This is a genomic window from Desulforegula conservatrix Mb1Pa (assembly GCF_000426225.1).
Taxonomy (GTDB): Bacteria; Desulfobacterota; Desulfobacteria; order Desulfobacterales; family Desulforegulaceae; genus Desulforegula; species Desulforegula conservatrix.
On sequence record NZ_AUEY01000099.1, the window covers coordinates 1 to 12380 of the forward strand.

Here is a 12380-nt window from a genome sequence, read left to right on the forward strand (position 1 = left end):
CCCATATTCGGACAGGAATTCGTGAATACTCTTTCCTTTTTGAAATTGGATCATATTTTTTGCCATGCTACACCTCCATCATATCTGGATAATCTTTCACATGCCTTAAGATAAGCATGGCGGAGTAAAAATCGTAATCAAATTAGTTTTTATCAAAGTACAAGGCCAAAACATTATGTAAAATTAATGGCACGCAGGTTGCTGTACTGAGCAGATTAATAAAAAGTGAACTATTCAGTTTTTCTTTAAAGTTTTCCACTTACTGAATATTTATGATGGAATAATTTCATTCCCAGATCAAATCCGTAAGGAGGTAGAATAAAAATGCGAACAGACATCTTCAGGGGCAGACCCTCAATAAAAAGGTTTAAATTGGTGTTCATAATAGCTGCACTGTTTTTTGTGGTAGCGGCTGGAATCGGGCCCCAGACCAGCAAAGCGGCTGAGAAAGATGCAGAGAAAAAAGACCAAAAGCCGCCAGCTCCTCCAACTTCAGTTACAGCCGTACCTGCAAAAAAAGGGGATGTTAACATATATCTAACAGGTCTCGGTTCTGTTATCCCGTCAAATACGGTGATAGTAAAAAGCAGGGTAGACGGGCAACTCATGGAGGTTCTTTTCAAGGAAGGCCAGATGGTAAAAAAGAATGACCAACTTGCCACAATAGACCCGAGGCCTTTTGAAGCACAGCTCAGTCAGGCTGAAGGCCAGATGATGCGTGATCAGGAACTTTTGAAAAACGCGAAAACAGATCTTGAGCGTTACCGCGTTTTATGGAAACAGGACTCGGCTCCCAAACAGCAGCTGGACACCCAGGAAACGCTGGTTCGCCAGTATGAGGCTGCCGTAAAAATAGACCAGGGTCTTGTGGACAACGCAAAACTCCAGATTACATACAGCCACATAACAGCCCCGATCAACGGTCGAACCGGCCTTAGACTCATCGACGCAGGCAATATGATTCGTGCAAATGATACTGGTGGACTTGTCGTCATAACCCAGCTTCAACCCATCAGCGTCGTTTTTCCCATTCCAGAAGACAGTCTTCCAAAAGTGCTTGATAAAATGAAAAGCGGCAATCGTATGACTGTGGATGCAATGGACAGAGAGCAGAAGCAGAAGCTCTCATCTGGTAGGCTTCTTACCATTGACAACCAGATCGATCCATCCACGGGAACAGTAAAGCTCAAGGCCGTATTCCAGAATGATAAAAATGAACTTTTTCCGAATCAGTTCGTCAATGCCCGTCTGCTTGTGGATACTAAGCATGATGCCATAATTGTGCCTTCTTCGGCCATCCAGAGGAGTACCCAGGGCGTTTTTGTGTACGTTGTGAAAGAAGACAAAACCGTCGAAATGCGCCCTATTACACCCGGAGCGCCCCAGGGTAACGACACGTCTGTCGCGTCTGGGCTTTCGGCAGATGAGCTTGTGGTTTCCGATGGTACAGAAAAACTGAAGGATGGCAGCAAGGTTGAACTGAAGGAGCAAAGCAGCGGCACTCCTCCGCGAAAGCAAAATAAATGAATTTTTCAAGTATTTTCATAAAAAGACCTGTTGCGACCACGCTGCTCATGATTGCCATAATCCTGGCAGGCGCTGTCGCTTATCGTCAGCTACCTGTTTCAGCTTTGCCGCAGGTTGATTATCCAACCATTCAGGTTCGTACTTTTTATCCTGGAGCAAGCCCGGATGTAATGACATCTTCTGTAACCGCACCTCTTGAGAAACAGTTCGGTCAGATGCCGGGACTCACCCAGATGACGTCTGCCAGCTCCAACGGTAGTTCGGTCATAACCATGCAGTTCAGCTTGAATTTAAGTCTCGATGTGGCTGAGCAGCAGGTTCAGGCAGCCATAAACGCCGCTTTCAATTTTCTTCCCAAGGATCTGCCGTCTCCTCCTGTTTACAGCAAAGTTAATCCTGCGGACGCGCCGATTCTGACTCTGGCCCTGTCATCGGATACGTTACCATTGCCAAAGGTAGAAGATCTGGCGGACATGAGATTCGCTCAGAAAATTTCCCAGATGCCAGGCGTTGGATTAGTAAGCATAAGCGGAGGCCAGCGGCCAGCTGTACGTATCCATGCAAACCCGACTGCCCTGGCTTCTTATGGAATGACACTTGAGGATCTGCGCACAGCCATTACAGCCGCAAATGTGAACCAGGCAAAGGGAGGTTTTGACGGACCACGACAGTCCTACATTATTGGAGCGAATGACCAGATATATTCAAGCAAGGATTACAAGTCACTCATAGTTGTATACAAAAATGGCGCGCCCATAAAGATGACTGATGTTGCTGAAGTGGTTGATGATGCTGAAAACGTGAATCAGGCCGCATGGATGAATACGTCGCCATCGGTTATCGTGAATATCCAGAGACAACCAGGCGCAAATGTAATTGAGGTTGTGGACAGCATTAAAAAACTTCTGCCACAGCTGCAGAGTTCTCTTCCTCCAACAATTAAAGTTGCAGTTCTAACAGACCGCACTACAACCATCCGAGAATCTGTGAAGGATGTCCAGTTTGAACTTATTCTGTCAGTTGCGCTGGTTGTTTTGGTTATATTCCTGTTTCTTAGAAATTTTGCCGCAACCATGATACCAAGTGTGGCAGTTCCGCTGTCGCTTGTCGGTTCATTCGGAGTGATGTATCTGCTTGGTTTCAGCCTTAATAATTTAACATTAATGGCTTTGACCATTTCCACGGGCTTTGTCGTGGATGATGCCATTGTAATGATAGAAAACATCGCCCGTTACGTCGAAGAAGGTGAAGAGCCGCTTCAGGCTGCACTCAAAGGCTCGAAGCAGATCGGATTCACAATTCTTTCTCTTACTGTTTCACTGATTGCGGTTCTTATTCCGCTTCTTTTCATGGGAGATGTTGTTGGCCGTCTTTTTCGTGAGTTTGCGATTACCCTCGGAGTGACCATACTTATTTCGGCAGTTGTTTCATTGACCCTTACCCCCATGATGTGTGCAAGGATTCTCAAACATGTTCCAGAGGAAAAACAGGGGAAATTCTATCATGGTTCCCAACTGGTATTTGACAGAGTCATTGCCGCATATGGCAGGTCACTACAATGGGTAATGAAACACCAGACAGCCACACTTGTGGTTGCTGGGGTAATGCTTGTTCTTACAGTGCTGCTTTATGTAATTGTACCTAAAGGCTTTTTCCCTGTTCAGGACACAGGATTAATCCAGGGAATTTCAGAAGCCAGGCAATCTATCTCATTTCCTGCCATGGCCGAGCGCCAGCAGGAACTTGCAAAGGTGATATTAAAAGATCCGGCAGTTGAGAGCCTTTCATCTTTCATAGGCGTTGACGGAACAAATACGACCCTGAATTCCGGCAGAATCCTTATTAATCTGAAGCCGCTTTCAGAACGAAAAATCAATGCGGGTGACATTATAAGAAGGCTTCAGCCCGAGCTTGCAAAAGTAGACGGTATAACACTTTTTATGCAGCCTGTTCAGGATCTGACCGTTGATGCCAAGGTCAGCCGTACCCAGTATCAGTACACGCTGGAAGATCCCAACGGTGACGAGCTTAATCTTTGGGCGCCCAAGGTTGTGGAAAAACTTGCAGAAATGCCTGAACTCCGTGATGTCAACAGCGACCAGCAGGACAAGGGCCTGAAAGTCGTGCTTGATATAGACAGAAATACTGCCTCGCGTTTTGGCATTACACCGCAGATGATAGACGATTCTCTTTATGACGCCTTTGGTCAGCGCCTTGTTTCAACCATTTTCACAGAGTTGAACCAGTATAGGGTTGTTCTTGCGGCAAAACCGGCATTCCAGAAGGATCCTTCAGGACTCAGTTCCATTTACCTGCGTTCTTCGGGAGGAGGGCAGGTGCCGCTCAGCGCTGTGGCAAAGGCCTCAGAAACAACAGGCCCACTTGTCATAAACAGGATAGGGCAATTTTCAGCAGTAACCACATCTTTCAACCTTGCAAAAGGCGTGGCTCTTGGCGATGCGGTAACTGCCATCGAAAACGCAACGAAGCAAATGAATATGCCTGTCAGTATACACGGAAGCTTTCAGGGCACAGCCCAGGCATTTAAAGCATCCCTCACCAACGAACCTCTTTTGATTCTTGCGGCTTTGATCACGGTTTACATTGTCCTTGGCGTTTTGTACGAAAGCTATATCCATCCTGTTACCATCCTATCCACTCTTCCTTCAGCCGGTGTTGGAGCTGTTCTGTCACTCATGCTCTGCCGCAGTGAACTTAACGTTATTGCCATTATCGGCATAATTTTGCTCATAGGTATAGTGAAGAAAAACGGAATAATGATGGTGGATTTCGCCCTTGACGCAGAAAGAGAGGAATGCAAATCACCTTCAGAAGCCATTTACCAGGCATGTCTTCTGAGATTCAGACCGATAATGATGACGACAATGGCAGCTTTGCTTGGGGCTCTGCCCCTTGCCATGAGTCATGGTATGGGAGCTGAACTGCGCAGGCCACTTGGCATATCCATTGTTGGAGGATTGATAATAAGCCAGATTCTTACTCTTTACACAACTCCGGTCATCTATCTCGCTTTTGACAGAATGGCCCGTCGCAGACGAGGCCTTGCTGCCGAACGTGATAATACTTTTATGGACGGGCAGGATCAGTAATGAATATATCGGCGCCTTTCATAAAAAAACCAGTAGCGACAACTCTCATAACAATAGGCATTGTTCTTGCCGGAATTGTAGCCTTCCGTTTGCTGCCTGTCTCGCCCTTGCCCCAGGTGGATTTCCCGACAATATCCGTTGCCGCTTCGTTGCCAGGAGCTGATCCTGAAACCATGTCCACGTCTGTAGCGGCTCCACTTGAAAGACAACTTGGTCAGATAGCGGGCGTTACGGAAATGACATCCACAAGTTACAGAGGAACCACAGGCATAACTCTCCAGTTTGATCTTGACCGGAATATAGACGGAGCTGCGCGTGATGTTCAGGCAGCTATAAATGCGGCAAGAGGATTTCTACCTTTAAACCTTCCGAATAATCCTACATACCGCAAGGTTAATCCTGCTGATGCTCCGGTCATGATTCTTTCCCTCACATCCGAAACTGTGAGTACGGCAAAAATGTATGACGTTGCATCATCTATTATCCAGCAAAAACTTTCCCAGGTTCAGGGGGTAGGGCAGGTCCATGTTGGAGGAAGCTCTCTACCAGCTGTTAGGGTTGACCTCAATCCTACTGCATTAAATAAGTATGGAATCAGCCTTGCAGCTGTCCGGAGCATGCTTTCTAATACAAATGCCAACAAGCCCAAAGGCAATCTGGCAAATGATGACAGAACATGGGAAATCAGGGCAAACGATCAGCTCCGCACCGCAGATCAGTATCTGCCCTTGATTGTTTCATACAAATCAGGCTCAGCCGTAAGGCTTTCGGACGTGGCTGACGTTCAGGATTCTGTTGAAGATCTGAGAACCGCCGGGCTGGTAAACGGAATTCCGGCTGTATCGGTCATAGTTTTTCGTCAACCCGGAGCCAATATCATAGAGACAGTGGATAAAGTCAGAAGCATGGTCCCGCAACTTGAGTCATCGCTGCCAGGGGGAGTCAAGCTGTCTGTGGTTCTTGATCGTACGCCTCCTATCCGTGGTTCACTGAGGGATGTGGAACAAAATCTTATTATTTCCATTCTTCTCGTTATTCTTGTCGTGTTCTGGTTTTTAAGAAGCATCAGATCAACGATTATTCCGGCGACAGCGGTAGCAGTGTCCATTATTGGAACATTCGGGATAATGTATCTGCTGGGTTATTCCCTTGACAACCTTTCCCTCATGGCTCTGACCATATCAACCGGCTTTGTGGTGGATGACGCGATAGTGGTTCTTGAAAACATAACCAGATACCGTGAAAAGGGTATGTCTCCTTTACAGGCTGCCCTGACAGGAACAAAAGAAATCGCATTTACGGTCATGTCCATGAGTACTTCTCTTGTCGCTGTTTTTATTCCCATTCTTCTTATGGGAGGAATGGTGGGCCGTCTGTTCAGGGAATTTGCTGTTACTCTTTCAGCGGCCATCATGATGTCGCTGCTTGTATCCCTGACACTTACGCCAATGATGTGCGCCAGGCTTTTAAAGCCTGAGACAAACGAAGGACATGGACCTGTTTACAGGACAAGCGAAGCTGTTTTAAACTGGATGCACAGTCGTTATGAGCTGAGTCTCAATTGGGCGCTTCGTCATCACAGGATCATGCTTGGAGTTACTGTTATTACCCTTGCCGTCAACATCGCCCTTTTTGTAAAGATCCCAAAAGGCTTTTTTCCTGAGCAGGATTCAGGGCGTTTAAGCGGAAATATCCAAGCTGCACAGGACATCTCGTTTCAGGCATTAAAGGAAAAGCTAACCCAGGTTGTTGATATAATAAGAAAGGATCCTGATGTCGAAAATGTGGCTGGTTTTACAGGCGGAGGTGGCGGCGGAGGTTCAACCACCAATACAGGCAGAATGTTTATTGCCCTGAAGCCCTTTGAAGAACGACTGACGCCATTAACTGGAATCATTGCAAGACTGCGCAAAAAATTGTCTGAAATCCCAGGGGCTGCCACCTTTCTTCAGCCGGTGCAAGATCTTCGCATAGGCGGAAGGATGAGCAACGCCATGTACCAGTATACTCTTCAGGGAGATAATGTCAGAGAACTGAACGTATGGGGACCAAAAGTTCTGCAGAAGTTGCGTGCGCTCCCAATGCTTGTGGATGTCAACAGCGACCAGCAAAACAAGGGGCTTCAGGTTTCTATTGAAATCGACCGCCAGACAGCGTCAAAATTGGGAATAACCCCCCAGGCAATAGATGAAATTCTTTATGACGCTTTCGGCCAGCGCCCTGTTTCTGTCAATTATACGCTTCTTAACCAGTATCGTGTAATAATGGAGGTGGCTCCCCAATTCTGGCAAAATCCTGAAACCCTCAATGATATATATGTCCCTTCAAACAAGGGCGTCATGGTTCCACTGAGCGCTTTCAGTTCTTATAAACCGTCTTCCACAGCGCTTTCGATAAATCATCAGGGCCAGTTCCCGTCTGTGACAATATCATTCAATCTTGCTCCTGGCGTGGCTCTTGGCGAAGCAGTTACATCAATTGAAGAAATAACAAAAGAAATAGGTCTGCCAGCAAGTATCATGGGAAATTTCAAGGGAACCGCCCAAGCCTTCAAGGCATCACTCAGCAGTCAGCCGATGCTGATTCTGTCTGCGCTTGTGGCTGTGTATATCGTCCTCGGTGTTCTTTATGAGAGCTACCTTCATCCCATAACAATACTATCAACCCTGCCGTCCGCGGGAGTTGGTGCAGCTCTTGCCCTGATGATTTTTAAAACTGACATGAGCATAATAGCGGTTATAGGTGTGCTGCTTCTTATCGGCATAGTCAAAAAAAACGGAATCATGATGATCGACTTTGCCATGGCTGCGCAAAGAAAACAAAAGCTGGATCCTGTTGATGCAATCAGGCAGGCATGTCTGCTAAGGTTCAGGCCAATCATGATGACAACTATGGCTGCCCTTCTGGGCGCCATGCCGCTTGCCCTCGGAACTGGTGTGGGATCGGAGCTGCGCAGGCCGCTTGGGATTTCCATTGTTGGAGGTCTTATTTTCAGTCAGATGATGACTCTTTATACAACTCCTGTCGTATATCTTTATATAGATCGTTTAAGACAGTGGACTGACCAGCGGCGCAGGAAAAACAAAAAAAAGCTTTATACCGACATGGTTTCTGATGAAGTCGGTGAATAAAGCAATTGAGCCAGAGACATATAAAGTATGCCGGACTATTGATACCTGATATTTAATAAAGGACATTCAATGAAAAAGAACAATATAATCAGAAATTCTTTCAGACTGGCATTATCGCTTTCCTTGCTTGTCTCCACCACTGCGTGCACAATGGGCAGGGATTATATAAAGCCTGAAACCAGGTCGCCGGATTCCTTCAAGGAAATGAAGGGCTGGAAAATAGGGAAGCCGAATGATGAATCAATCGGAGAAGCCTGGTGGAAGGTGTTTAATGACCCGCAGCTGAATGCTCTGGAAGAAAAGGTAAACATCTCGAATCAGAATATAATGGCTGCCGAGGCCAGATTTCGTCAGGCAAGAGCGGCTGTTCAGGCTGCAAGATCAGGGTATTTTCCAGGCGTCAATGCCGGAGCTTCATTCAGCCGATCCCAGAAGTCAGAAAATATCAAAGGCTCCACTGGAACTGTAAATTCTGATTTTATGCTGCCCGCAGATATCTCATGGGAAGCTGATTTGTGGGGGAAAATAAGGCGAACAGTGGAAGCGAGTCAGGCCGGTCAGCAGGCCAGTGCAGCTGATCTTGCTGCCGTACGCCTAAGTGTACAGGCTGAACTGGCGCAGGACTTTTTTCAGCTTAGGACTCTGGATTCCCAGAAAAAAATTCTTGATTCAACTGTGGAGCTGTATGAAAAATCCCTTGAAATGGCAAGAAACAGATACGACAGCGGAGTTGTCTCAAAGTCTGATGTGTTGCAGGCAGAGACCCAGCTGAAAAGTACACAGGCGCAGGTGATTGACATCGGAGTTCAGAGGGCGCAACTTGAACACGCCATAGCCCTTTTGACAGGACAACCTGCATCTAATTTTTCCCTTGCATTTGCTCCGCTTGAAGTTTCACCACCTCCAATTCCAGTGGGAGTGCCGTCGGAACTTCTTGAACGCAGGCCTGACATAGCTTCGGCAGAAAGGCATGTAGCTGCCGCAAATGCCCAGATCGGAGCAGCAGAAGCGGCATTTTATCCAACCATAAGGCTGTCTGCAGGCGGAGGTTATGAATCTTCAGCCATAGATAAGCTGTTCGATTGGCCAAGCCATTTCTGGTCTTTCGGGCCTTCGATAAGTGGAAATGTTTTTGACGGTGGACTTAGAAGCGCCCAAAGCCAGCAGGCACAGGCTGTTTACGATGCGAGTGTCGCAGCTTACAGAAATAACGTCCTTTCTGGTTTTCAGGAAGTGGAAGATAATCTGGCTGCTTTAAGAATTCTGGAAGAAGAGGCAAAGGTTCAGGATGATGCGGTTAAGTCCGCACAGAAGGCGCTGGATGTTTCATTAAACCAGTATAAGGCTGGTACAGTGAGTTATGTGAATGTCATAATTTCCCAGACAGTAAAGCTTTCAAATGAAAAAACAGCTACATCCATAAGCGGTAGACGCATGGCCGCAAGTGTACTTTTAGTGAAGGCTCTGGGCGGAGGATGGAATTCTGCTGCATTGAATGCACCAGATAATATGCAAACAGCAAATGAGGCAGATTATGAAAACACAAAACAAGGCAAACCTTAATTGAACCGTGCAAAAGCTACTTTCCGTGCCCTGTCTTCAAAAAACTACAGGCTATTCATGGCAGGCCAGGGGATTTCCTTGATAGGAACCTGGGTGCAACAGACTGCAATGAGCTGGCTGGTTTACAGATTGACACATTCAGCCGCACTTTTAGGCGTTGTCGGCTTCTGTAGCCAGATTCCCTCATTTTTTGTGGCGCCCTTTGCCGGAGTTCTTGCAGACAGGATAAACAAGCACAGACTGATCATCCTGACACAGGCACTTTCCATGATTCAGGCTCTCACCTTGGGAATTCTCCTTATGACTGACTACATCAAGGTCTGGCACATACCTGTACTCAGCCTCTTTCTTGGCCTTGTCAACGCTTTTGATATTCCAACTCGCCAGTCTTTTGTAATTGAAATGGTGGAAGACAAATCCCTTCTTGGAAACGCCATAGCCCTTAATTCCTCAATGGTTAATGTTGCCCGAATGATAGGCCCTACGATAGCAGGCATCATGATTGCTGCTTTTGGCGAAGAAATCTGCTTTTTTACAAATGCGGCCAGTTATGTGGCAGTGATTATTTCTCTGCTTCTTATGAAAAACATAAAGAGCAGAATTAGCTCCGATCAGAAATCAGCCCTGAAAGGCCTTAGGGAAGGATTTAATTATGCGTTCGGTTTTATGCCAATCAAGGTAATCATACTGCAACTTGGTCTTGTTAGTCTTACAGGTGTGCCGTTCATGGTGCTTCTGCCGATTTTCGCAAGCGATATTCTGCATGGAGGACCTCATACACTTGGATTTCTCATGGGAGCTTCAGGAGTCGGGGCTCTCTGCGGCGCTCTGTTTCTTGCATCACGAAAAGATGTTCTTGGACTTGGTAAAATTATAGCTTCAGCAACTCTGATCTTTGGCTGCGGACTTGTCTTTTTTTCCATATCCAGTGTTCTGTGGCTTTCAATGACAATGCTATTTTGGGCAGGATTTGGAATGATGGTTCAAATGGCCGCAAGCAATACAATTCTTCAAACAATAGTTGATGATGATAAGCGCGGCAGGGTAATGAGTTTCTTCACAATGGCCTTTATCGGCATGGCTCCATTCGGAAGCCTGTGGGCTGGTACGCTTGCCAGTCATATTGGCGCTCCTAAAACTCTTTTCATTGGAGGAGTCTGCTGCATGATCTGTTCAGCCGTCTTTTCCAGAAAACTTCCAGATCTGAGGAAAATGATCAGGCCTGTATATGAGAAAATTGGCATCATAAAGACTTACTAATAAGGAGGAGACCTCCTCGCTCATTTTCAATAAGGGACAATATATGCTTAAAAATGTGAATAATAAGAAAGATCTGCAACAATTTTTGCTTTCTATCCTCTCCACTAGCGGAACTTTAGCAGGACTCAGTTTAGCTCTTGTTGGTATCGCCAATATAAAAATAGCAAGTACAAAAATAGAATCAATAGCTGATGATCTGTTTCTTATGTCATCAATTGGCTTTCTTGTTGTTTGCTACCTGATTTTTTTTGCTCTTAGACATCTGCAGTCTGAAAACATAGAAAAATGGACTAACGCTATTGATATTGTGTTTTTGTTATCAATCACATGTTTGGTGGTAGCTGGATTTGTAGTAGTCTATACTGTTTTCTGACAGCTGAAATCAGACATATGCAATGGTTACATTTTTTTGATATATTTGCAATTAGCTCTTTAGGTTTTATTTTCGTTGTTATCTACAAATTTATTATGAACTTCACGTGTTAAAACCTCAATGCGCACAGTTAATTCTTTTGTTAGTCACCGACCACCGGCTTTGCCGGTGGTCGGTGACTGACATAATTGAAACTTCAGCTTCATGGATAAGGAGTGATAATGACCCACAGACTTGTTTCACCTGAAAGTTTAGGACTTGCCTTAAGGACTGAGCGCAAGAAGAAAAGCCTTACCCAAAAAGCAGTGGGGCATCAGGTCTGCATGGAACAGCATACCATCTCCAAGGTTGAAAAGGGTAATCCTGGAACAACGCTGAATACTCTTTTCCGTCTTCTTGCAGCTCTTGATCTTGAACTTGTTATACAGCCTTGTCAAAAAAATGAAAAAGTCGAAGGAGACAGCTGGTAGATGGGAAGACCAAGAATAACAACTGATCTCTATGTTTTTATGAATGGTCTTAAAGTAGGCTGCCTTACAAGACTTTCAACAGGTATGCTGAGTTTTGAGTACAGTGATTCCTGGATACATTCAGACAGGGCACGACCTTTATCACTGTCAATGCCACTATCTCAAAAAGCTTACGCAGGAGATATGGTTGACAGCTTTTTCGACAATCTTCTTCCGGACAGTCAGCCTGTAAGAAGCAGAATCCAAACAAGATTTAGGGCTAAGAGCAACAGGTGTTTTGATCTCCTCTGGCATGTTGGTCGTGATTGTGTAGGAGCCATACAGCTTCTTCCTGATGATGCTGAAATTATTGATGTAAGGCGTATTGAGGCTGATGAAGTCTCAGAGGCTCAGATTGCTGATATCCTCCGTAATTACACTACCATGCCTCTTGGAATGAAAGATGATGATTTCAGAATATCCATTGCAGGCGCTCAGGAAAAGACAGCTCTTCTTAAGATGACTGGAGATGGCATCGTCCTCTTGGAGTTACGCCTACAAGCCACATTTTAAACTTCCGATTGGTAGAATAGTTCACAGTGGCATGGATCTTACTGACAGCGTTGAAAATGAATGGCTCTGTCATCTAATCTTGAAGGACTACGGAATCCCGGTTGCAGACGCAGAAATCGGACATTTTGAAGATATCAAAGCTCTGATTGTAAAACGCTTTGACCGTAGATGGGCTGATGATCATTCATGGATGATAAGACTTCCCCAAGAAGATATGTGCCAGGCTCTCAAGATTCCACCTGCATTAAAATATTTGATTACGATTTTTACTCCGCCATGCTTATCTTAAGGCATGTGAAAGATTATCCAGATATGATGGAGGTGTAGCATGGCAAAAAATATGATCCAATTTCAAAAAGGAAAGAGTATTCACGAATTCCTGTCCGAATATGGG

At 45.5% G+C, this 12380-nt stretch carries 9 protein-coding genes; all 9 read left to right on the forward strand.

The window, feature by feature from the left end; translation table 11 throughout:
* Window positions 1–324 precede the first annotated feature (324 nt).
* The 9 genes from K245_RS0119180 (at window position 325) to K245_RS28130 (ending at window position 12275) form a co-directional block, all read left to right on the forward strand.
* Window positions 325–1527 carry an MdtA/MuxA family multidrug efflux RND transporter periplasmic adaptor subunit gene (locus tag K245_RS0119180; protein WP_027360495.1) on the forward strand — a complete coding sequence of 401 codons (1203 nt, stop codon included), beginning with the start codon at window positions 325–327 and terminating at the stop codon, window positions 1525–1527.
* Window positions 1524–4637: an MdtB/MuxB family multidrug efflux RND transporter permease subunit gene (locus K245_RS0119185; protein ID WP_027360496.1), complete on the forward strand. Its 3114-nt coding sequence runs from the start codon at window positions 1524–1526 to the stop codon at window positions 4635–4637. Before K245_RS0119180 ends, K245_RS0119185 begins: the two co-directional genes overlap by 4 nt.
* Window positions 4637–7768 carry a multidrug efflux RND transporter permease subunit gene (locus K245_RS0119190; RefSeq protein ID WP_027360497.1) on the forward strand — a complete coding sequence of 1044 codons (3132 nt, stop codon included), beginning with the start codon at window positions 4637–4639 and terminating at the stop codon, window positions 7766–7768. Before K245_RS0119185 ends, K245_RS0119190 begins: the two co-directional genes overlap by 1 nt.
* Before the next feature lie 69 nt (window positions 7769–7837).
* The gene (locus K245_RS25505) at window positions 7838–9331 is read left to right on the forward strand and encodes an efflux transporter outer membrane subunit (protein WP_035277684.1); all 1494 of its coding nucleotides are present in this window, start codon (window positions 7838–7840) and stop codon (window positions 9329–9331) included.
* Window positions 9332–10591 (forward strand): MFS transporter, encoded by a 1260-nt coding sequence (locus K245_RS25510; protein WP_035277686.1) that lies wholly within the window; start codon window positions 9332–9334, stop codon window positions 10589–10591. It begins immediately after the preceding gene.
* Between the two features lie 43 nt (window positions 10592–10634).
* Complete coding sequence (locus tag K245_RS25515; RefSeq protein WP_051284439.1) at window positions 10635–10964, forward strand: hypothetical protein; 330 nt, start codon at window positions 10635–10637, stop codon at window positions 10962–10964.
* 221 nt (window positions 10965–11185) lie between these two features.
* Window positions 11186–11434 carry a helix-turn-helix domain-containing protein gene (locus K245_RS0119210; RefSeq protein ID WP_027360498.1) on the forward strand — a complete coding sequence of 83 codons (249 nt, stop codon included), beginning with the start codon at window positions 11186–11188 and terminating at the stop codon, window positions 11432–11434.
* A complete protein-coding gene (locus K245_RS25520; RefSeq protein ID WP_051284441.1) occupies window positions 11435–11986 on the forward strand; it encodes a HipA N-terminal domain-containing protein in 552 nt (183 codons plus the stop codon).
* 31 nt (window positions 11987–12017) lie between these two features.
* Entirely contained in the window at window positions 12018–12275 is a 258-nt protein-coding gene (locus K245_RS28130) for a HipA domain-containing protein (RefSeq protein WP_051284442.1), read from the forward strand.
* Window positions 12276–12380 lie beyond the last annotated feature (105 nt).

Coding starts and splice junctions, on each gene's coding strand:
- K245_RS0119180 (WP_027360495.1), top strand. CDS start 325: ATGCGAACAGACATCTTCAGGGGCAGACCCTCAATAAAAAGGTTTAAA.
- K245_RS0119185 (WP_027360496.1), top strand. CDS start 1,524: ATGAATTTTTCAAGTATTTTCATAAAAAGACCTGTTGCGACCACGCTG.
- K245_RS0119190 (WP_027360497.1), top strand. CDS start 4,637: ATGAATATATCGGCGCCTTTCATAAAAAAACCAGTAGCGACAACTCTC.
- K245_RS25505 (WP_035277684.1), top strand. CDS start 7,838: ATGAAAAAGAACAATATAATCAGAAATTCTTTCAGACTGGCATTATCG.
- K245_RS25515 (WP_051284439.1), top strand. CDS start 10,635: ATGCTTAAAAATGTGAATAATAAGAAAGATCTGCAACAATTTTTGCTT.
- K245_RS0119210 (WP_027360498.1), top strand. CDS start 11,186: ATGACCCACAGACTTGTTTCACCTGAAAGTTTAGGACTTGCCTTAAGG.
- K245_RS25520 (WP_051284441.1), top strand. CDS start 11,435: ATGGGAAGACCAAGAATAACAACTGATCTCTATGTTTTTATGAATGGT.
- K245_RS28130 (WP_051284442.1), top strand. CDS start 12,018: ATGGATCTTACTGACAGCGTTGAAAATGAATGGCTCTGTCATCTAATC.